Source organism: Streptomyces sp. NPDC000410 (genome assembly GCF_040300305.1).
Classification (GTDB): Bacteria; Actinomycetota; Actinomycetes; order Streptomycetales; family Streptomycetaceae; genus Streptomyces.
In genome coordinates this window covers 53,293-74,452 of sequence record NZ_JBEPDM010000021.1, presented here as the reverse complement: position 1 = coordinate 74,452, position 21,160 = coordinate 53,293, and the positions used below count along the sequence as shown (strand labels likewise).

Here is a 21,160-nt window from a genome sequence, read left to right as displayed (position 1 = left end):
GGCCGACGGCTCGGCGGAAATCGGCCGCGCCGACCGCCTGCCGCGGCCGGTGGCGGCACTCCGCCGCACTCGGCGACGGGCCTGCGAGCGGGCGGACGGCGTCCGCGCGCACGACCGCCGGTTCGCCACGCGGGCGAAGGACGGGGCGGCGCGCCTGCGGCGACGGAACACCGGCTCGGCGGAAATCGGCCGCGCCGACCGCCTGCTCGGCGGCACGCCGGGGGCGGCCGCCGAGTGGTCAGCGGTGCAGGGGCCAGGCCACCGCGTGGGGGTCCTGCTCGTGCTCGTCCGCCTGGTCCGCGTACTTCGCGCAGGCGTCGGCCAGCGCCTCCAGCAGCGTCAGCGGGTCGGGCAGGGGATGCTCGGGGCCGCGTACCCACTCCACCCGGCGTTCCTGGGGCAGCCGCGCCGGCGGTACGAGGACGTAGCTGCCGCGGCTGTGCCAGCGCAGCCCCGGGTGCTCGTCCATGGTCTCGGGGTGGCAGTCCAGCTCGCAGGGCCACCACTCGTCCTCGTCCTCGGGCGTGCCCCGGGTGGCGGTGAAGAACAGCATCCGGCCCTCGCCGGACTCGGCGACCGGGCCCACGTCGATGCCCTGGGCGAGCAGTCGGTCCAGCGCGGCGGTGCCCGCCTCCAGCGGGACGTCGAGGACGTCGTGGACCATGCCGGTGGCGGTGATGAAGTTGGCCTCGGGCTCGTTACGGGCCCAGCGCTCGATCTGGGCGCGGTCCGTCGTGGACTGCGTCTGCCAGGCGAACGAGACGGGGTGCCGGGCGGGGGTGGGACAGCCGACGCGCTCGCAGGAACAGCGGTAGCCGGCCGGGTGGGCGGCGGGCGCGAGGGGAAGGCCCGCGGCGGCGGTGGCCAGGAGCATGGCCTCACGGTCGGAGTCCTCGGCGCCCTCGCGGGGGCGCCTGCGCAGCCACTGGGGCAGTCGATTCTCCCAGGACAGCTTGCTCTCCGTGCCGCGGTAGCGGCCGATACCGTCGCCCATCTATCCCCTCACACCTCATGCTCGTCCAGGTATGGACGCTGTCATCGTCCCACCATCGAGCGCGCCGGGTGGCCGCACCCCCCGATCGAGTGGCCGGACTCTCATCCGCGCCGGGGCGCGATGCCGTACAGCGCGTACTCGACGATCTTGTCGGCGTAGTCGTGGGTGAGCGGGAGGGTGCGCATCATCCAGCGGTGGGCGAGGGGGCCGGTGAACAGCTCCAGGGCGACTCTGGGGTCGACGTCCGTCCGTACCTGACCGGCGTCCTGGGCCGCGCGCAACCTGCGTACGTACAGTTCGAGTTGGGGTTCGAGGAGCCGCTCGACGAACTGGGCGCCCAGCTCCGGGCTGACCACGGTCTCGGCGGCGAGCGCGCGGGCGGGGCCGTCGTACGCCGGGGAGTTCATCTCGTCGACCGTGGCGCGCAGGACGAGCTTGAGGTCGGCCTCCAGGTCGCCGGTGTCCGGGATCTCGGTCTCGCCCTGGGCGGCCTGTTCGGCGAGATCGAGGAAGGCGTCGAGGAGGACGGCGGCCTTCGACGGCCACCAGCGGTAGATGGTCTGCTTGCCCACTCCGGCACGGGCGGCGATGCCCTCGATGGTCGTACGGGTGTAGCCGACCTCGGCGACGAGGGCGAGGGCGGCGTCGAAGATGGCGCGGCGGGAGCGTTCGCTGCGGCGGGAGGCGTCGGGGGTCTTGGTCTCTGCCATGCCGGCCAACCTACCAAAAGGGACGACGATACGTCTCGTCTTGTTGGCCGGTGGGCGTATGTGTGATGAACCACCCGTTCGCGCCACAGCGCGCGGGGCCCGGAGGACGCACCATGGCTGCACGCACAACCGTGCGCCCCGCTCTGACGTTTCTGTCGTTCGTGAGGAGCCCGCATTGCCTCGTGACGCTGGATCCCGCCGCTACCTGATGTGCCCACCCACGCACTTCCAGGTGACGTACTCCATCAACCCGTGGATGGACCCCGGGAAACCTGTCGACCTGTCGCTCGCACTCACCCAGTGGGAGGACCTGCGCGACCGCTACCGTGCGCTCGGCCACACCGTGGAACTGCTCGACCCACGGCCCGACCTGCCCGACATGGTCTACGCCGCCAACGGCGCGACCGTCGTCGACGGGCGCGTGCTCGGCGCCCGCTTCGCCCACCGCGAGCGCGCGGCGGAGGCGGAGGTGCACCTGGAGTGGTTCCGCGCGCACGGCTTCACCGAGATCCACGAGCCGTCGCACATCAACGAGGGCGAGGGCGACTTCGCCGTCACCTCGACATACCTGCTGGCCGGGCGCGGCTTCCGGTCCAGTCCGCTGTCGCACGCCGAGGCGCAGGAGTTCCTCGGCAGACCCGTGATCGGGCTGGATCTGGTGGACCCGCGCTACTACCACCTCGATACGGCGCTGTGCGTCCTCGACGCGACGGCCGACGAGATCATGTACTACCCCGGCGCCTTCTCCCCCGGCAGCCGCGCGGTCCTCGCCCGGCTCTTCCCCGACGCCCTGATCGCCGGTGCGGCGGACGCGGCGGCGCTCGGGCTGAACGCGGTGAGCGACGGCCGTCATGTGGTGCTGCCGCAGGCGGCGGTGGGGCTGTTCGAGCCGCTCCGGGACCGGGGCTTCGAGCCGATCGGGATCGACCTCGGGGAGCTGCTGAAGGGCGGCGGCAGCGTGAAGTGCTGTACGCAGGAGCTGCGCCCCTGACCTCCTGCTGAGCCCACAGCAGCGGCGACGCCCGGCCCCGGCCGTCTCACTCGGGGGGCCAGGCGTCGCCCCAGGAGACGTCGCGGGCCGCGCGGTACAGCGCGCCGTGGCGTTTGCTGACCGTGGTGCGGTGGAGGGACTCGTCGTCGCCGCACAGCTCCAGCAGGACCTGGCCCTTGCGGATCTGGGGCTTGCGGGTGACACGGGACGGGGCGGGTGAGGCGGGGACCCTGGTCGCCACGACATAGCTGAACTTCTCGTCCTCGTACGCCAGCGACCCGCCCTTCACCTGCCGGTGCAGCGAGGAGCGGCTGACGCGCGCCGCGAAGTGGCACCAGTCCGTGCCGGGCACGATCGGGCAGTCCGCGCTGTGCGGGCAGGGTGCGGCGACCCGCAGACCCGCCGCGATCAGCCGGTCGCGGGCCTCGATGATCCGCTCGTAGCCGTCGGGGGTACCGGGCTCGACGATGAGGACGGTCTCGGCCGCCGCCGCGGCCTGGGTGACCACCGCCACCCGGTCCTCGGGATCCAGCTCCTTCAGGACGTACGAGACGGTGATCAGGTCGACCGGCTCCAGCCGCATCGCCGCGCCGATCCGCGCCCGGCGCCACTCGGCTCCACGCAGCGAGGGCGAGGCGGAGACGGCGGCCAGTTCCCGGCCGAGGGCGAGCGCGGGCTCCGCCCAGTCGAGCACGGTGGTGCGATGCCCGCCCTCGGGCCACGCCTCGGCGACGGCCCAGCTCGCCGCGCCCGTACCGCCGCCGATGTCGGTGTGCGTCGCGGGCACCCACGAAGGCGCCGCCGCCCGGAACGCCGCGAGCGCGGACCGCACCGCCTCGAACGTCGCGGGCATCCGGTACGCGGCGTACGCGGCGACATCGGCCCGGTCGCGCAGCACCGGCGCGTCGGTGGGTGTGGTGCCCCGGTAGCTGGCGATCAGCCGCTCCACGGCCTGGGCGACACGGCCCTGCGGGAGACCGTCGAGGAGGCCGGCGAGGGCGTCGGGGAGGGTGGCGTTCACCAGCAGATTCTAGGCCGGGGACGACGAGCCGGGGCCCAAGGCCTGATCCGAAAGGACAAGGCTGGGCCGACGCCGGTCCGCGTGCCCGCCGGTCTCGTCCGCGAACGCCCGTTCCCCTCAACCCAGTTGCTACCCTGACGCCCGTTGACCAACGGCGGTGCTCATCGGGGGGACCATGAGGCAGCGGGTCGTACGCATGGCTCTGGTGGCCGGGGTCGCCGTGCTGGCGATGCTGCTCCTGCTCGCGACCTGCGGCGGCGGGGGCGACGACGCGAAGGACGACAAGCCCGACAAGCCCGGGGCATCCGAGAAGCCGCGCACCGGGCCGGTCACCGGGCTCACCGTGCCACCCGCGTACGACACCGCGAAGGGGTGGGAGATCACGAACGCCTCGCCCGACTACGCGGTCGCGCGCGGGAACGGGCTGGTCGGCTATGTGGAGCGGACCGGTGAGGACCGGTTCCGGTTACGGACGGTGAACGCCGCGACCGGGAAGCCCGGCTGGTCCGGCGAACCCTGGCACGCGCTGGCCGGGCCCACGAAGGTCCCGCGGCTGTTCGCCGTCACCAAGGGTGAGCGGCAGTTCTTCGTCACCTGGTCGCACGGGAAGGCGGACGGGGACAAGCCCTCGGGGTCCTTCGTCTCCCTCGACATCTACGACACCGTGGACGGCGCCCGGCAGCGGATCGAGGTGCCCTGGAGCGGGCCGCCCAGCGTCTCCGGCACAGGCCCCGGCATCCTCATCGGCGACGGCGGGGCGCGCAGCGCGGTCGTCGATCCGGAGAGCGGGAAGATCAGCATCGTCGTGCCGAAGGACCTGGGTTATCCGAAGGGCTGCGCGACCTGCCGGCAGCTGACCGAGGTACGCGGGCTGACCGGGAAGGGGCTGCTGGTCAGCGGGGCCCGGGAGTTCTGGGTGCGGGGCGGCTGGTTCAGCCGGAACGTCGCCCCGTCCGGCGCGGACCGCGCCCACGGCGTGCCGACCTCCCTCACCTCCGGCCGGGTCCTGGTCCGGTGGCAGAAGGCGAAGGAACCGAAGAAGACGAAGAAGACGAAGAAGACGAAGCGCGCCACCACCCACGACATCTGGGCGGTGCACGACGCGGCGACCGGCAAGGCGCTCGTCCAGATCGACTGCCACAAGCCGGCGATCGAGCCCGGCGTCCACCCACAGGCGGTGCTCTCGCCGAACGGCCGCTTCCTCGTCGCCGGGAACCTCGCCTTCGATCTGGTGAAGCGGACCGGCCGCTGCTTCGAGGAGCCGGACGGCACCCGCCCGCTGACGCTGGCCACGGTGACCGACGAGGGCATGGCGTACGGGGCGAGGAACATCCGGAACGCGGCGGAGGCACTGGCCGGCGACGGCATCCCGTACGAGGTCGATCTCACCACCTGGCAGCCCGAGCCGCTCTCGCGGAACGCCCGGCTGCCGGGCACCGAGGTGTCAGGGGTGGGGGTGTTCCGCTGGCTGGACACCCGGGACCGGCTCCACCTGATCGGTTACGTACGCGCGGACTGACGGTCCTCGGAGTCCGTACGGCGCCACGGGCGGCACAGCCCCGCGAAACACGCCACCGCGCCCAGCGCGCACACCAGCTGCACCACCGCCATCGGCACCGCGGTCGTCTCGCCCGCGATCCCCACCAGCGGCGAGGCGATCGCCCCGATGAGGAACGAGGACGTGCCGAGCAGCGCGGAGGCGGAGCCCGCGGCGTGCGGGGTGCGTGTCAGGGCCTGGGTGTTGGTGTTGGGCAGCGCGAGCCCCATCGCGGACATCAGGACGAACAGCCCGGCGGCGACGGGCACGAGGCCCACCTTCCCGAAGACGCCCGCCGTCATCAGCAGCAGCGCCAGCGCGGCGACGGTGATCGTGGCGAGCCCGACGCCGAGCACCTTGTCCAGGCTGACCCGGCCGACGAGCACCTTTCCGTTGATCCGGCCGACCGCGACCAGGCCGATCGAGTTGATCCCGAAGAGCAGGCTGAACGTCTGCGGCGAGGCGCCGTAGATCTCCTGGACGACGAAGGGCGACGCCGAGATGTACGCGAAGAGCGCGGCGAAGGCGAGCGAGCCGGCCAGCGTGTAGCCGGTGAAGACCCGGTCGGCGAGGAGTCCGCGCATCGTCCGCAGTGCGGCCCCGACGCCGCCGCCGTGGCGCCGCTCCTGGGGCAGCGTCTCGGGCAGCCACTTCCACACGACGGCGGTGAGCAGCAGCCCGATCACGGTCAGGACGTAAAAGACACCGCGCCAGTCCGTGACCCGCAGGATCTGCCCGCCGATGAGCGGGGCGACGATCGGGGCGGTGCCGGAGATCAGCATCAGGGTGGAGAAGAACCGGGCCATGTCGTCGCCGTCGTACAGATCCCGGACGACGGCGCGCGCGATGACGATGCCCGCGGCCCCGGCCAGTCCCTGGAGCAGCCGGAAGGCGATGAGCAGCTCGGCGCTCGGGGCGAGGGCGCAGACCGCGGTGGCGGCGACGTACACGACCATGCCGATGAGCAGCGGGCGGCGGCGCCCCCACTTGTCGCTCATGGGGCCGACGACGAGCTGGCCGAGCGCCATGCCGGCGAGGCAGGCGGTGAGGGTGAGCTGGATCGTCGCGGCGGGGGCGTGCAGGGATCCGGTGACCTCGGGCAGGGCCGGGAGGTACATGTCCATGGAGAGCGGCGGCAGTGCGGTGAGGCCGCCGAGGACGAGGGTGACGAGCAGGCCGACGCGCCGCGCGGCAGCGGCGGCGGCGGGGGCAGCGACGGCAGGGGGTGCCGATGCCGGGGGCGCGGTCCGTATGTGTCCTGGCGTGCTCTGGCCGCTCTCCGGCATCGACAGCTCCTGGCTGGGTTGGGGGTGGCCCCCTATGCTCTCAGCTCGTCCGATGTGCTCATACGGGCTTGAGTCCCGGGTTTCCGGCCTCGGTCACGAACGACGCGGCCGTGGTGACCGGTGCGCCGGGGGTGAGGACCCCGGAGACGGTCCGGAAGTCGGCGCGGGCGTGCTCGTCGGTGAGCGTGACCGTCACGTAGCCGCGCCGCCCGTTGTAGAACTTCATGTGCGGGTTGGCCTGGGTGAGGTTGTCCCAGTTCGCGGGCTTGTCGGAGCCGTCTTTACCGCTGCTGATGGAGGTGGCGACGAATTCGGTGCCGACGGTGCGCGAGGCCGGGTCGTCGAAGTCCTTCTTCAGGTCGAAGGCGTACCCGACGTGCACGTCGCCCGTGAGCACGACGAGGTTGTCGACACCGGCGGCCTCGGCGCCGTCGAGGATCCGCGCCCGGGAGGCGGGGTAGCCGTCCCAGGCGTCCATGGAGAGCTTGAAGTCGGGGCGCGGGACATCGCGCCGCTGGGCGAAGGTGACCTGCTGCGGGACGACGTTCCAGACGGCGCCGGACGCCGCCCAGCCGTCGAGCAGCCAGCGTTCCTGGGTCGCGCCGGTCATGGTGCGCGTCGGGTCCTCGGACTCGGGTCCTGGCACGCGCCAGCCGTCGCCGTACGCCTGGTTGGAGCGGTACTGGCGGGTGTCGAGGATGTCGAACTGGGCGAGCCGCCCGAAGCCGAGGCGGCGGTAGAGCCGCATGTCCGGGCCTTCGGGCTGCTGGGGCTTCCTGAGCGGCTGGTTCTCCCAGTACGCGCGGTAGGCGGCGGCGCGGCGCAGCAGGAACTCCTCCGGCGGGACGTCGTTCTCCGGCGTCTCGTCGGCGTAGTTGTTCTCGGTCTCGTGGTCGTCCCAGGTGACGACGAAGGGGTGCGCGGCGTGCGCGGCGGCGAGGTCCGGGTCGGTGCGGTAGAGGGCGTAGCGCAGCCGGTAGTCCTCCAGGGTGACGGTCTCGCGGTTGAAGTGGGCGGGCAGCCGGCGGTCGGTGTGGTTGCGGGCGCCGCCGGTGGCGGTGACGGCGTACTCGTAGAGGTAGTCGCCGAGGTGGAAGACGGCGTTGAGGTCTTCGTCGGCGAGGTGCTTGTACGCGGTGAAGTAGCCGTCGTGGTAGGCCTGGCAGGAGACGGCGGCGATCTTCAGCTCGGAGAGGCGGGCGGCGGCGCGGGGGGCGGTGCGAGTGCGGCCGGTGGGGCTGATCCAGGTGCCGGCGCGGAAGCGGTAGTAGTAGACGCGGTCGGCGTCGAGGCCGGTGACCTCGACATGGACGCTGTGGTCGAACTCGGGGTGGGCGGTGGCCTGTCCGCGTCTGGCGATACGGGTGAAGCGCTCGTCGTGGGCCAGCTCCCAGCGGACGGTGACGCGGGCGTTCGGCAGCCCGCTGCCGGGCTCGTACGGCCGGGTCGCGAGCCGGGTCCACAGGAGTACGGAGCCGGGCTGGGGGTCCCCCCGCCGAAGGCAGGGGGAGGGTCTCCGGAGGCGACGCCGAGGGTGAACGGGTTCCCGGCCAGCTTCTTCGCGTCGAGTTCGGCGGCGCTCGCGGTGCCGGCGGCCGGAAGGTTCACGGCGAAGGCGAGCGCGGCGGCGGCGCCGGTGGTGGTGAGGAAGCGGCGGCGGCCGAGGCGCTGGGCGTCGGCGCGGAGTTCGGCGGCGTGCCGGCGTGCGGGTGCCTGTGCGGGTGTCATGTACCCCTCCCCTGACGACTGTTGTCAGTCGCATTGGAGTCGGGCGCGGCGTATCAGGCTTGTCGGGTACACAACATCCGCGTGTCGGACGGATGAGTTCCGCGTGCGGGTGCCTGCCGTACGCTGCGGGCCCATGAACGCAGAACGCAGCAGGAGCGCGGTGGTCACGGGCGCGGGTTCCGGCATCGGCCGCGGAGTCGCGCTCGCCCTCGCGGGCGCGGGCTGGTCGGTCGCCCTGGCAGGCCGCCGGGCGGAGGCGCTGGAGGAGACGGCGGCCCTGGCGGGCGGGGACGTCGTGTGCGTCCCCACCGACGTCACCTCACCCGACGACGTCACGGCCCTCTTCGCGACGGCCCGCGAACGGTTCGGCCGGGTGGACCTGCTCTTCAACAACGCGGGCACGTTCGGTCCCGGGGGCGTCCCGGTCGAGGACCTCTCCTACGAGGACTGGCGCGCTGTCGTGGACGTCAACCTGACGGGTTCGTTCCTGTGCGCCCAGGCCGCGTACCGGACGATGAAGGAGCAGGACCCGCAGGGCGGCCGCATCATCAACAACGGCTCCATCTCGGCCCACGTCCCGCGCCCGCACTCGGTGGCGTACACGGCGACCAAGCACGCCATGACCGGCCTGACGAAGTCCCTCTCCCTGGACGGCCGCCCCTACCGGATCGCCGTGGGCCAGATCGACATCGGCAACGCGGCCACGGAGATGACCGAGCGCATGCAGACCGGCATCCTCCAGGCGAACGGCCAACTGGCCGTGGAGCCGGTCATGGACGCGGCGGACGTGGCCCGTACGGTGCTCCACATGGCGGAGCTGCCGCTGGAGGCGAACGTGCAGTTCGCGACGGTGATGGCGACGACGATGCCCTACATCGGCCGCGGCTGATCGCTTGCGCGGGGCTCCGCCCCCCCACCCCGGGGCGCCCCGGGCCCCGGCCGGGTGGCGGGGTGGGTGCCTGCGGCGGGCTTGTTCCCCTACCCGCCCCTTCCCGAAACTGGGGGCAAGCCCCCAGACCCCCGTACGGCCTTCGGCCGTGTCCTCAAACGCCGGACGGGCTGGAAAATCCAGCCCCGCCGGCGGCGCGGGATTCGGGGCGGAGCCCTGAAATCCAGCCCCTCCGGCGTTTGAGGAGCGGGGGTTCGGGGGCGGAGCCCCCGCAACGGGGGCTGGGGCGCAGCCCCAGTTTCGGGAAGGGGCGGGTAGGGGAAAGAAGCCCGCCGCAGGCGCCCCCGCCCGCACCGGCACCGCCCACCGCCCCCGGCCCGGGAACACCACGCACACGCGTCGCGTTGGGCGGGGCATGACCACGAACGAAGATCACCCCGAGGTGCTGCGTTACACCGCCTTCTCCGGGGACCCCGACGGCGGCAACCCCGCCGGAGTCATCCTCGACGCCCGTGCCCTCTCGGACGCGGACATGCTCGCGATCGCGGCCGAGATCGGGTACTCGGAATCGGCCTTCCTGACCGCCCCGCCGGAGGGGCTCCGCGAGGCGGCCGCGGACGGGCGGGCGTACACCGTGCGGTACTTCAGCCCGAAGGCCGAGGTGCCGTTCTGCGGGCACGCCACCGTCGCCACCGCCATCGCGCTCGCGGAGCGGATCGGGCCGGGGGACCTGGTGTTCGCGACCCGCGCCGGGACCGTGCCGGTGTCGGTGACCGAGGAGGCGGACGGGTCGCTGCGGGCCACGCTGACGAGCGTGGAGCCGTACGTCGAGAAGGCCGCCGACGACGACCTCACGGAGGCCCTCGCCGCGCTCGACTGGCCGGCGGCCGACCTCGACCCGGCCCTGCCGCCCCGGATCGCCTTCGCCGGCGCCCGCCATCTCGTCCTCGCCGCGGCGACCCGCGAACGCCTCGCGGACCTCGCGTACGACTTCGCCCGCCTCGAAGCGCTCATGCACCGACTGGACCTGACCACCGTGCAGCTGGTGTGGCGGGAGTCGGCCACCGTCTTCCACGTGCGCGACCCGTTCCCCGTCGGCGGCGTCGTCGAGGATCCGGCGACCGGCGCCGCGGCCGCCGCGTTCGGTGCGTACGCCCGCGAGCTCGGCCTGGTCGACGAGGACGCGGTCCTCACCCTGCACCAGGGCGAGGACCTGGGCCGTCCCGGCCGGCTGACGGTGACGCTGCACGCGGGCGACCCCCGCGTCCGTGTCGGCGGCACGGGGGTCCGTATCGGGTAGCTACGCTACGCACCGTCCGCGTCTCGCCCCAGATGTCGTTGCGGTAGAGGGCGACGAGCTCACGCCCGTCGTCCGACTCCGACTCGACCCCCCCCCCTGTGCCCCCGCGAGGAGAAGATCTCGCGGTCGGAGCCGTCGTCGGACATGGACGCGTCGGGGGCGAGCACTGCGGAGAACGCGGCGCGGTCATGGGCATGGAGAGCCGTCACGAAGGCGCGTACGACCGGGTCGGTGAGGCGGTCCACGGAAAGGGTCATGCCCGCTTCTCCGCACCGCCCACCACCCGGCCCCACGCACCTTGACCCGCCCGTGGCGCGTCACCCCACACCCTCCGTACGCTCCCCGGATGACCGACATCTGGCACACCGTCGACCGTCTGCACGCCTGGCTGGAGACCGCCTCGGCCGACCGCGCGCCCGAGCAGAAGACCCTGCTGCGCGTGCTGAAGCTCTCCGAGGAGGTCGGCGAGGTCGCGCAGGCGATCATCGGCGCGACCGGGCAGAACCCGCGCAAGGGCACCACACACACCTGGCAGGACGTGGAGTCCGAGCTGTGCGATGTGATCGTGACGGCGATGGTGGCGCTGCGCACGCTCAACCCCGACGCCCCGGAGGTGTTCGAGGACCATCTACGCAAACTGCTCGCGCGTCAGTCCCTGTAGTCAGTCCTCGCAGTCAGTCCTTGTAGTCAGTCCTTGTAGTCGGGGGCGATCCGGTCCAGCAACCGCAGCATCGCCGCCCACGCCAGCTCGTACGCGTCGTCGTCCGGAAGGTCCGTGGCCGCCTCGCCCGCGAGCTGCTGGGCGGTGTACTCGCACACCTCGGCGGGCGGGACGACGAGCGGGGCGCCACCCGCCTGCGCGGTGACCTGGATCTCGCAGGCCTTCTCCAGGTAGTACATGCGCAGGAACGCCTGCGCCGCGCTCTCGCCGACCGTCAGCAGCCCGTGGTTGCGCAGGATCAGCGCGGGGTGGCCGCCGATGTCCTCGACCAGGCGCTTCTGCTCGTCGAGGTTGAGGGCGACGCCCTCGTAGTCGTGGTAGCCGACGCGGTTGTAGAACTCCATCGACATCTGGTTCAGCGGCAGCAGCCCGCCCTCCTGGGCGGCGACGGCGCAGCCCGCCTTGGTGTGGGTGTGCAGGACGCACCGGGCGTCCTCGCGCGCGGCGTGGATGGCGCTGTGGATGACGAACCCGGCCGGGTTGACGGGGTACGGGGTCGGCTCGACCGCGTTGCCGTCCAGGTCGATCTTGACCAGGTTGGAGGCGGTGATCTCCTCGAAGAGCAGCCCGTAGGGGTTGATGAGGAAGTGGTGGTCCGGGCCCGGCAGCCGCAGCGAGATGTGCGTGAAGATCAGGTCGGTCATCCGGAAGTGCGCGATGAGCCGGTAGACGGCGGCGAGTTCGCGGCGCAGCCGCAGTTCCTCGGAGACGGCGTTCGAGACGGCGTTGGGGGCAGCGTGGGAGGCAGCGTTCACGAGTGGGCTCCTTCGGAAGTCGGGTCGACCACGGGGGTCAGCGGGCGTCCGGTGCGCAGCCAGCCGATGACGTTCTCAGCAGGCTTGCACACATACGCGCGGCGGGAGGTGTCGGAGAGGTAGGCACTGTGCGGGGAAAGCTGGATGCGGGGATGGCCGCGCAGCGGATCGTCGGCGGGCGGCGGTTCGACGGGGAAGACGTCGAGCGCGGCTCCGGTGAGGTGGCCGCTGTCGAGAGCGGCCAGCAGGGCCGCCGGGTCGACGAGTTCGCCCCGTGAGACGTTGACGAGGAACCCGCCCGGCCGCAGCCGTCCCAGCAGGTCCTCGCCGACCAGCCCGTGCGTGGCCGGGTTGAGCGGTACGTGCACCGACAGGACGTCCGAGGCGGCGGCCAGCGCGCCGAGGTCGTCGTACCGCTCGATCCCGGCCGGCCACCGTTCGGGGTCGGCGTGCGGGTCGTACGCGGCGATGCGGCCGAAGACGGGCGCCGCGTAGGCCGCGAACTGCCGGGCGATCCGGCCCAGTCCGACGAGTCCGAGCGTCAACTCGCTCGACCTGCGTGGGAGATCGGCGGAGCCCTTCGACGCGAAGTCGGCGCTCCAGCCGCCCGACCTGACCACCGCGTCGGCCTGCGGAAGCCGTCGTACGAGCGACAGGGCGGAGGCGAGGGCGTGGACGGCGACGTCCTCGGTGGCGGCGTCGGGGAGGTTGGCCACCCATACGCCGCGGCGCCGGGCCTCCGCCGTGTCCACCATGTCGTAGCCGGCGGACATGGTGGCGATGATCCGCAGGCCCGGCAGCCGGCCGAGCAGTGGGGCGTCGACGCGCGCGTAGCCGACGATCAGGGCCACGGCGTTCGCGGCGACCGTGGCGATGACGTCGGGGTCGCGGCTGTCGGCGATCCGTACGTCGAAGCCGGCGCCGGCGAGCATCCGGGCGCCCGGCTCCGGATCGAGGTCCTCGGTGTCGGTGAAGACGACGACGGGCTGGCCCATACGACCCACACAACCTTCCGCAGATGATTCGTCGGTAATCAGCGCCATGAACTTACGATTCGACTCATCTGATTGTCCACTGCCGATCAGGCCGTACGCCCGTGACGCCGATCACGTTCGGCCACCCTCAGACGCCACAGGGCAGCCGGTGGCCGAGAATGTCCCGAGAACGTCAGCGGACCCGGGCGCGGCACGCCTCCCGGGCCGCCGAACCGAGGGGATCACCGCAGGTGGATCTGGACCGCATCGACCTGGCCGTCGTCCGCGAACTGCAGACGGACGGCCGCCTCACCTACGAGACGCTGGCGCAGCGCGTGGGCCTGTCGCGCCCGGCGACCCGGGCGCGCGTACAGCGGCTGCTCGACTCGGGGGCGGTACGGGTGGTCGCCGTCGTCCACCCCTCGGTGCGCGGGCTGACCGCCTCCGCGCATCTGTCGGTCGACACCCACGGGGACGCGGAGCGGGTCGCGCGGGAGATCGCCGCGATGCCGCAGGCGCCGTTCGTCACGCTCACCGCGGGACAGCGCGCGATCATGACCGAGCTGCGCACGGAGGGCTTCGACGCGCTGGACCGGGCGATCGAGCAGGTGCGGTCACTGCCCGGCGTATCGGCCGTCGACCCGCTGATCAGCACGCACCACCTCAAGGACCCGTATCTGATCGCCGCCGAGCCGAGCGTGAACGAGCTGGACGCCACCGATCTGAGGATCCTGGACGAGCTGGAGCGGGACGGGCGGCTGCCGTTCGCGGAGCTGGCGGAGCGGGTGGGCCTGTCGGCGGGCGCGACCCGTGCGCGCACGCTGCGGCTGCTGGAGGGCGGGGTGGTGAAGGTGCTGGCGCTGGTCCGGCCCGAGCTGCTGGGCCTGGGGTACCTGTGCGGTTTCGCCGTACGGCTGGAGGGGCCGCGCGAGCCGGTGGCGCGGGCGCTGGCCGACTGGGAGCGGGTGTCGTTCCTGTCCGCGTGCGTCGGGCGGGCGGATCTGGTGGGCACGATCAGCGCCGAGTCGCTCGGGGCGGTGCGCGCGACGCTGGACGCGATGCGGGCGTGCGAGGGGGTGCGCGGCGTGGAGAGCTGGGTGCATCTGGAGCTGGTGAAGGAGCGCTACGACCTGGGGGCGCCGGCGGCGTAACCGACGCACCACGGGGGGCTCCGCGAACGATCCGTAAGCGAGGGCGCGAAAAACTTCCGAAGAGTTTTTTGACTCAACCTCTGGCCAAGCTGTCGTTCGTTATCTATGGTCTCGACGAACGAATCAGCCGTTGCCCCCTCACGGCGTCCCCTTGGTCGAAAGCAGGCCCCCTCATGCACCACCCCCTCGCCGACAGCACCGAGCGCACGCTCCTGGTGACCGGTGCCGCCGTCGCCGCCGCCGGAACCCCGGTACGGGCCGAGGCCCTCGCCGTACGCGGCGACCGGATCGTCCACGTCGGCACCGCCGAGGACGCCAGCGCGGCGCTCGGCGGCCGCGTGGACGAGTCGCTGGAACTCGACGGCGGGCTGGTCCACCCCGGCTTCGTCGACGCCCACTGCCACCCGGTGATGTACGGCCAGGCCCTGGCCTGGGTCGACTGCCGCCCCGAGCGCGTCCCCGACATCGACACCCTCGTCGCCGTGCTCACCGAGGCGGCCCGCGAGCTGCCCGCCGGGGTCCCCGTGCGCGGCTTCGGCTACGAGCACCGCCGCCTCGCCGAGCGCCGCCACCCCACCTGTCACGACCTCGACCGGATCGCCACCGACCGCGAGGTGTACGTCATGAACGCCTCCGGCCACGGCGGCGTCGTCAACTCCCACACCCTGCGCACCTGCGGCATCACCGCCGGCACCCCGGACCCGGAGGGCGGTTCCATCGGCCGCTTCGCCTCCGGGGACCCGGACGGACAGCTGTGGGACGCGGCCTGCGACATGCTCACCGGCCCCGGCGGGGTGAAGATCGGCAACCACGGCCCGAACTTCCACCTCTCCGAGCCCGACGCCATCATGGCCGACCACCTCGTGCGCGCCCAGGAGACCTTCCTCGCGGCCGGTGTGACCACGGTCGGCGACGCGCAGGCCTCGCGCCGCGAGATGGAGACCTATCTGCGGGCGCACGAGTCCGGCGCCCTGCGGATGCGCGTCTCGGCGTACCTCACCTCCGCGCTCCTCGACACCGCGCTCGACCTCGGTGTCGTGCACGGCTTCGGCGACGACTTCTTCCGCGTCCAGGGCGTGAAGTTCTACGCGGACGGCACGCTCGGCGGCTGGACGGCGTACTTCCCGGAGGGTTACGCGGCCGACTGCTGCCACCACGGGCAGCTGTACCACTCCGCCGAGGAGTACGCGGAGATCATCCACCGCGCCCACAGCGCCGGGCTCCAGACCGCGACGCACGCGCAGTCGCCGTTCGCCATCGGCATGGTCCTCGACGCCGTGGAGAAGGCCCAGGCGGACGTGCCGCGCGCGGACATGCGCCACCGGATCGAGCACTGCGGACTGCCGACGGACGAGCAGATCACGCGGATGGGCACCCTCGGCGTCGTACCGGTGATGCAGCCGCAGCACCATCTGCGCACCGGCGACGGCACGCTGACCGCGGTCGGCGAGCTCGGCCACCGCTACAACCCGGCCGGTCCCTGCCTGCCCGCCGGCGTCCCCGTCGTCTTCAGCTCCGACGCCCCGGTCGCGCCGCCCGCCCCGCTGGAGGCCGTCTCCGCGGCGGCGACCCGGCGGACCGTCCTCGGCACCGTCCTCGGCGACGAGTCGCTGCGCCTGCCGGTCGCCGACGGCCTGCACGCCCACACCGCGTCGGCCGCGCGCGCCCTGCACCGGGAGCGTTCCGTGGGCTCGCTCGCGCCCGGGATGCTCGCCGACTTCGTGGTCCTGGACGCCGACCCGCTGCTCGCCGACCCGGCCGCGCTCGCGTCGATCGGCGTGCGCGAGACGTGGATCGGCGGCGCGCGCGCCTGGTCCGCGCCGACCCGCTGACCCCGCGCCGCTCCCTCTGCCCTCCCCGCCCCGCTCCCCCGCCCCCCTCCCCTTCCCGCCGGAGGCCCCCGTGTCCCACCCAGCACAGGCACCAAGCAAGCAGAACCCCCTGAGAGCGGCGTTCGCCGCGCTCGTCGGGACGTCCATCGAGTGGTACGACTTCTACGCCTTCGCGACGGCCGCCGCGATCGTCTTCGACGACGTGTTCTTCCCGGCGGACATGCCGCAGGCGCTCAAGACCCTGTCCGCCTTCGGAACGTTCGCCGTCGGCTTCCTGCTGCGCCCGCTCGGCGGCATCGTCTTCGGTCACATAGGCGACCGGGTCGGCCGTAAGAAGACCCTGGTCATCACGCTCATGATGATGGGCGTCGCGTCCTTCGCGATCGGCCTGCTCCCCACCTACGCCCAGGTCGGCGTCCTCGCGCCGATCCTGCTGATCGTGCTGCGGCTGATCCAGGGTGTCGCGATCGGCGGTGAGTGGGGCGGCGCGGTGCTCGTCGCCGTGGAGAACGCGCCGAAGGGCAAGGCCACCTTCTTCGGCTCCTTCGCCCAGCTCGGGTCGTCGGTCGGCGCACTGCTGTCCACCGGTGCCTTCTCGCTGATGAGCCTGTGGGGCGACGAGGCGTTCACCAGCTGGGGCTGGCGCGTGCCGTTCCTCGCCTCCGCCGTGCTCGTCATCATCGGCCTGGTCATCCGGCTGAAGCTGGAGGAGGCCCCGGTCATGGCCGAGATCCGCGAGGAGCGGGCGTCCTCGGCGGCCCGGGACAAGGACCGGCTTCCGGTCGTCGAGGTCTTCCAGACCTCCTGGCGTACGGTCCTCGTCGGCGTCTTCGCCCTGGCCACCGCCACCGGCGGCTACTACGTGGTCACGAGCTACCTGCTGGCGTACGGCACCGGCGAACTGAAGCTCTCGGAGTCCATGCTGCTCAACGGCCTGTCGCTGGCCGCCTTCGTGGAACTGCTCGTCACGCCCTTCCTGTCCTGGCTCGGCGACCGGGTCGGCGCGCACAAGGTCGTCATCGCGGGCCTGGTCGGTGTCGTGGTCCTCGCCGTCCCGCAGTTCCTGGCGATGGGAACGGGCAGCGTCTTCCTGATCTACGCGGCGATGCTGGCGATGCGCGTCGTGATGTCCGCCCTCTACGGGCCGATCGCGGCGATCCTCGCCGAGGGCTTCGAGCCGCGTGTGCGCTACACCGGTATCTCCCTCTCCTACCAGATCTGCAACATGATCTTCGGTGGTTTCGCGCCGCTGGCCGCGGTCTCGCTCACCGCGATGGCCGGCGGTCACTACTGGCCGGCGGCGGCCCTGCTGATGGCCATCTCCGTCATCGGCATCTGGTGCACGGCCCGGCTGCGCGGCCTGCGGACGGCCCACGCCGCCGCGCAGGCTCCCGCCCGCGAGGCGGCCGCCGCCACGGCCTGACCGGATTTAGCCGGTACATGCCAACGCTCATGGTGAACGGCCTTGCCTTCTCAGGGGGTTACTGCACCAATGACGGTCAGCGACACCTCCCGTAGGGGGCGTCCGGCGCATCAGGCCGGACGCCCCTCCTCACCCCCACACAGACGGGACCAGGACCCCCCATGAACACAAGACACCGCTCACTCGGCATCGGCACCACCCTCTTAGGCGTGATGGCCGCCGGCACCCTCGCCATGGCCCCCGCGGCCGGGGCGGTGGAACCGACCTCTGCAACGTTGTCGTTCGACTGCGGTTCGTACGGCTCCGGCGAGGCGGCCCTCACGGCCACCCAGAACGGCACGGCGGCGACGATCAGCGTCTCCACCTCCGCCATCACATCCCCCCTCCCCATCTCCGCGGGCTCGGTCAGGTCCACGCTCACCCTGACCAGGAACGGCTCCGGTACGACGACGTTCACCGGCAGGTCCAACCCGGCGATCCCCGCCGGCGGCGCGGTCTCCACCGGCCCGCTGACGGGGACGGTCGCCGCGGGCGACAGCCTTGAGGGCAAGTCCCTCACGGTCGTGGTGTTCGGCATCACGGCGAACTGCAACGCGACCTCGCCGCAGAACCCGGGACCGTTCGTCTTCTGAGGCCCCCCGCGTCCTTCCGCCGTACGCTGAATTACGGCAGAACACCGCGGAACTACGGCGGAAGGACGCCCCGTGACTGCTGAAGCCAAGGTGACCCAGGAACTCCCCGGCCTGGCACGCGGCGGACCCGGGGGTGCGGGCGGCCCCCGCTATCTGCCGGTCTCCGAGCACGGACTGATCGGGGACCTGCGCAGCGCGGCACTGGTGGGGGCGAACGGCACGATCGACTGGTACTGCTGCGGCCGGTTCGACGCGCCCAGCGTCTTCGCCTCGATCCTCGACGCCGACAAGGGCGGATCCTTCGAGCTCGCCCCGGACGTGCCGACCCGGACGAAGCAGTTCTACTTCCCCGACACGAACGTGCTGATCACGCGGTTCTTCGCGGACGACGGGGTCGGCGAGGTCCAGGACTTCATGCCGATCACCGACGACTCCCGCGAGGCCACCCGGCACCGGCTGATCCGCCGGGTGATCTGCGTCCGCGGATCGCTTCCGTTCCGCGCCTTCGTGGCGCCACGCTTCGTCTACGGGACCGAGGACCACACCGTGCGCACCGAACACGGCTACCCGGTCTTCGAGTCGCCCTCCATGACCCTCGCGCTGACCTCCAGCGTGCCGGTGGAGACCGACGGCCGGGACGTGTGGTCCCTGTTCAAGCTGCACGAGGGCGAGACGGCCGTCTTCGCGCTCGACCGGGTCGGCGGCGAGGTCTCGCCACGGGCCTGCCCGGTCGCCGAGGCGGAGGAGCTGTTCGAGGCCACGGTCCGGTACTGGCGGCGCTGGCTGTCGAAGTCGCGCTACCGCGGCCGCTGGCGCGAGATGGTGCACCGCTCCGCCCTGACGCTCAAGCTCCTCACCTACGCCCCGACCGGCGCCATCGTGGCCGCCCCGACGACGAGCCTGCCCGAGCAGATCGGGGGCGAGCGGAACTGGGACTACCGCTACGTCTGGATCCGCGACGCCGCCTTCTGCGTCTACGCGCTGCTACGGCTCGGCTTCACCGACGAGGCCAAGGCGTTCATGCAGTTCCTCACCGACCACGTCTGCATCGCCTGCCCCAACTCGGGACCGCTGCAGATCATGTACGGCATCGACGGCAGCCGCCGGCTCCCGGAGCGGGAGCTGCCCCACTTCGAGGGCTATCTGGGCTCCGCCCCCGTACGCGTCGGCAACGACGCCGTCGACCAGCTGCAACTGGACATCTATGGCGCGCTCATCGACTCGATCTACCTCTACGACAAGTGGGGTGAGCCCATCTCCAGCGCGGACTGGGACACCGTCTGCGACCTGGTCGACTGGGTGTGCGACAACTGGGACCAGCCCGACGAGGGCATCTGGGAGACCCGCGGCGGCCGCAAGAACTTCCTCTACTCCCGGCTGATGTGCTGGGTGGCGATCGAGCGCGCCATGCGGATGGCCCTGCACCGCGGGCTGCCCGCCGACATGACGCGCTGGGGCCAGGAGCGCGACCAGATCTACCGGCGGATCATGCGACGGGGCTGGTCGTCCGAGCGCGAGGCCTTCGTCCAGCACGAGGCGGACAGCGTCCTGGACGCCTCCGTCCTGATGATGCCGCTGGCCAAGTTCATCTCCCCGACCGACCCGAAGTGGCTCTCCACCCTGGACGCGCTGGGCGAGGAGCTGGTCTCCGACTCCCTCGTCTACCGCTACGACCCCCAGGCCAGCCCGGACGGACTGCGGGGCGAGGAGGGCACGTTCTCGATCTGCTCCTTCTGGTACGTCGAGGCCCTCACCCGCGCCGGCCGCCCGGACGACGCCCGCCTCGCCTTCGAGAAGATGCTCACCTACGCCAACCACCTCGGCCTCTACGCCGAGGAGATCGGCCGCACCGGCGAACAGATCGGCAACTTCCCGCAGGCGTTCACCCATCTCGCCCTGATCAGCGCGGCGTTCACCCTGGACAGGGCACTGGGATGAGCACCCCCCGACTGAACGCGTTCAAATCCCATACGGCATGATCGACCCATGGCAAACACCACAGGAGCCAAGGCCGTTGTCATCCTCGTCGCCTCGATCGGAGCCGTCGCCGCCGCGGCGGTGCTGTGGGTCCTCGGCGTCTTCATGCTGGCGCTGCTCGGCTGAGCGCGCCGGACACCGAAAAACCGCCCTGACCAGCACGTACGCGCTTCGTCGCTGCTGGGTCAGCCGCTCCGCAGCGTGCGCACCATGACCGCGTACACGGGAGAGTCGTCGGACGGCTTGGCGACGTCGCCGAGTCAATCAGCGCATCATGGATCTGCCACGCCCGCCCAGTGCCATCCCACTGAGGCACCACCATCAGCTCGGACAGGGCGAAGATCCGGCCACGCACGTCCCTGGGCCGATCCGTTCCCTTCCACCAGCCGCCCGGTTTGAACTTCGAACCGTACGCATACCCGACCGGGCCGCCGCTCTCCCACCCCGAGACGCACCACCAGTCCTCGCGTCCCGACCACAGGTCGACGAAGTACGAGAACCTTTCGCGCGAGTGGAACGGGTCGGGGTCGTTCGCGTACACCTCGTCGTGGATGTCCAGGAGGAAGGAGCGAACGTCCCGCGCGTCAGTGTGCGCGTACCACTTCAGGTCCATCGGCGTGACTCCTCGATCCAGCTCACAACCTCGGGCGCCTTCGTGCCCGTGGCCTCGATGACTTGGCGCGTTCTGGTGAGGGTGTTCGTCGTGCGCTGAGACCCTGACGCCGGCAGCAGCATCGCGTAAGCCTGCCGTCCGGTCGCGCACGCCACTTCCACCTCCCCCTGTCCTGCCTGGGACAGTGAGAGGTGCGCCGTGTAGAGGGCCGTATCACGGACCATGTCGCCAGGAATGGCGGCGAGGGTACGGTGAAGACAGGACTCGGCCCGCTCGTGCTCCCCGAGCGCCGTCCAGACGTACGACGACAGGGCGTCGAACTCGGCCCGGCCGTAGAACGTGATCCACGCCGACGGCCGCTCACCGCCTGCGGACCCGAAGGTGACCGCCCCTTCGTACGCCCCTGGCTCCTCGGCGTCGCCCGGACACACATTCCTGGGACGCCCTGGCATGACCGACAAGGAGGCCGAGGACTACGCAGTGCGCGTGCGTGAGTGGGCCGACGCCGATCCCATCGAGCAGTACATCCTCGGCGTGGACGTCGCCGGGGACCTGGTCGGCATCGTCGTCTTCGCCTTCACCACCACCGGCTTCGAATGGCACCCTCAACCGTGGGTCGGGGAGCG

General features: G+C 71.9%; 17 protein-coding genes and 2 pseudogenes. 10 read left to right on the top strand and 9 right to left on the bottom strand.

Features of this window, described 5'->3' with window-relative positions; translation table 11 throughout:
• Positions 1–238: 238 nt before the first annotated feature.
• On the bottom strand, positions 239–994 hold the full coding sequence (locus ABT342_RS21605; RefSeq protein WP_351576107.1) for a bifunctional DNA primase/polymerase: 756 nt from the start codon (positions 992–994) through the stop codon (positions 239–241).
• Positions 995–1,095: 101 nt separating this feature from the next.
• Positions 1,096–1,704 carry a TetR/AcrR family transcriptional regulator gene (locus ABT342_RS21600; RefSeq protein WP_351576105.1) on the bottom strand — a complete coding sequence of 203 codons (609 nt, stop codon included), beginning with the start codon at positions 1,702–1,704 and terminating at the stop codon, positions 1,096–1,098.
• A gap of 175 nt (positions 1,705–1,879) precedes the next feature.
• Here ABT342_RS21600 and ddaH point away from each other — a divergent pair, with 175 nt between their 5' ends.
• Positions 1,880–2,695, top strand: coding sequence for a dimethylargininase (gene ddaH, locus ABT342_RS21595; protein WP_351576103.1), 816 nt, complete (start codon positions 1,880–1,882; stop codon positions 2,693–2,695).
• Between the two features lie 46 nt (positions 2,696–2,741).
• Here ddaH and ABT342_RS21590 read toward each other — a convergent pair whose 3' ends face one another.
• Positions 2,742–3,716, bottom strand: coding sequence for a small ribosomal subunit Rsm22 family protein (locus ABT342_RS21590; RefSeq protein WP_351576101.1), 975 nt, complete (start codon positions 3,714–3,716; stop codon positions 2,742–2,744).
• A gap of 175 nt (positions 3,717–3,891) precedes the next feature.
• Here ABT342_RS21590 and ABT342_RS21585 point away from each other — a divergent pair, with 175 nt between their 5' ends.
• Positions 3,892–5,235 (top strand): hypothetical protein, encoded by a 1,344-nt coding sequence (locus tag ABT342_RS21585; RefSeq protein WP_351576098.1) that lies wholly within the window; start codon positions 3,892–3,894, stop codon positions 5,233–5,235.
• Here the strand turns inward: ABT342_RS21585 and ABT342_RS21580 are convergent.
• Both ABT342_RS21580 and ABT342_RS21575 read right to left on the bottom strand, forming a co-directional pair.
• On the bottom strand, positions 5,217–6,539 hold the full coding sequence (locus ABT342_RS21580; protein ID WP_351576095.1) for a multidrug effflux MFS transporter: 1,323 nt from the start codon (positions 6,537–6,539) through the stop codon (positions 5,217–5,219). The genes ABT342_RS21585 and ABT342_RS21580 overlap by 19 nt on opposite strands.
• Positions 6,540–6,597: 58 nt before the next feature.
• Positions 6,598–8,267: pseudogene (locus ABT342_RS21575) on the bottom strand (alkaline phosphatase D family protein).
• A gap of 133 nt (positions 8,268–8,400) precedes the next feature.
• Between ABT342_RS21575 and ABT342_RS21570 the strand changes: the two are divergent.
• Both ABT342_RS21570 and ABT342_RS21565 read left to right on the top strand, forming a co-directional pair.
• Positions 8,401–9,156 (top strand): SDR family oxidoreductase, encoded by a 756-nt coding sequence (locus ABT342_RS21570; RefSeq protein ID WP_351576092.1) that lies wholly within the window; start codon positions 8,401–8,403, stop codon positions 9,154–9,156.
• 415 nt (positions 9,157–9,571) lie between these two features.
• A complete protein-coding gene (locus tag ABT342_RS21565) occupies positions 9,572–10,456 on the top strand; it encodes a PhzF family phenazine biosynthesis protein (RefSeq protein ID WP_351576090.1) in 885 nt (294 codons plus the stop codon).
• Positions 10,457–10,469: 13 nt separating this feature from the next.
• Here ABT342_RS21565 and ABT342_RS21560 read toward each other — a convergent pair.
• A pseudogene (locus ABT342_RS21560) lies at positions 10,470–10,713 on the bottom strand (nuclear transport factor 2 family protein); the annotation flags it as partial.
• Between the two features lie 89 nt (positions 10,714–10,802).
• On the opposite strand from ABT342_RS21560, the gene ABT342_RS21555 reads away from it, so the two are divergent.
• Complete coding sequence (locus ABT342_RS21555; RefSeq protein ID WP_351576087.1) at positions 10,803–11,117, top strand: MazG-like family protein; 315 nt, start codon at positions 10,803–10,805, stop codon at positions 11,115–11,117.
• Between the two features lie 26 nt (positions 11,118–11,143).
• Here ABT342_RS21555 and ABT342_RS21550 read toward each other — a convergent pair whose 3' ends face one another.
• Both ABT342_RS21550 and ABT342_RS21545 read right to left on the bottom strand, forming a co-directional pair.
• On the bottom strand, positions 11,144–11,932 hold the full coding sequence (locus ABT342_RS21550; RefSeq protein ID WP_351576084.1) for a class II aldolase/adducin family protein: 789 nt from the start codon (positions 11,930–11,932) through the stop codon (positions 11,144–11,146).
• Complete coding sequence (locus ABT342_RS21545; RefSeq protein ID WP_351576081.1) at positions 11,929–12,927, bottom strand: C-terminal binding protein; 999 nt, start codon at positions 12,925–12,927, stop codon at positions 11,929–11,931. Before ABT342_RS21545 ends, ABT342_RS21550 begins: the two co-directional genes overlap by 4 nt.
• Positions 12,928–13,085: 158 nt before the next feature.
• Between ABT342_RS21545 and ABT342_RS21540 the strand changes: the two genes are divergently transcribed.
• From ABT342_RS21540 to ABT342_RS21520, 5 genes are all read left to right on the top strand, one after another.
• Positions 13,086–14,057, top strand: coding sequence for an Lrp/AsnC family transcriptional regulator (locus ABT342_RS21540; RefSeq protein WP_351576078.1), 972 nt, complete (start codon positions 13,086–13,088; stop codon positions 14,055–14,057).
• 173 nt (positions 14,058–14,230) lie between these two features.
• Positions 14,231–15,889: an amidohydrolase gene (locus tag ABT342_RS21535; RefSeq protein ID WP_351576075.1), complete on the top strand. Its 1,659-nt coding sequence runs from the start codon at positions 14,231–14,233 to the stop codon at positions 15,887–15,889.
• Positions 15,890–15,959: 70 nt separating this feature from the next.
• Positions 15,960–17,312, top strand: coding sequence for an MFS transporter (locus ABT342_RS21530; RefSeq protein WP_351576072.1), 1,353 nt, complete (start codon positions 15,960–15,962; stop codon positions 17,310–17,312).
• A 161-nt stretch (positions 17,313–17,473) separates the two neighbouring features.
• Positions 17,474–17,944 carry a hypothetical protein gene (locus ABT342_RS21525; RefSeq protein ID WP_351576069.1) on the top strand — a complete coding sequence of 157 codons (471 nt, stop codon included), beginning with the start codon at positions 17,474–17,476 and terminating at the stop codon, positions 17,942–17,944.
• 90 nt (positions 17,945–18,034) lie between these two features.
• Positions 18,035–19,882 (top strand): glycoside hydrolase family 15 protein, encoded by a 1,848-nt coding sequence (locus tag ABT342_RS21520; protein ID WP_351576214.1) that lies wholly within the window; start codon positions 18,035–18,037, stop codon positions 19,880–19,882.
• Positions 19,883–20,524: 642 nt separating this feature from the next.
• Here ABT342_RS21520 and ABT342_RS21515 read toward each other — a convergent pair.
• Positions 20,525–20,986, bottom strand: a complete 462-nt coding sequence (locus tag ABT342_RS21515) for an NsdA family TPR-like regulatory protein (RefSeq protein ID WP_351576066.1) — start codon at positions 20,984–20,986, stop codon at positions 20,525–20,527.
• Between the last annotated feature and the right edge of the window lie 174 nt (positions 20,987–21,160).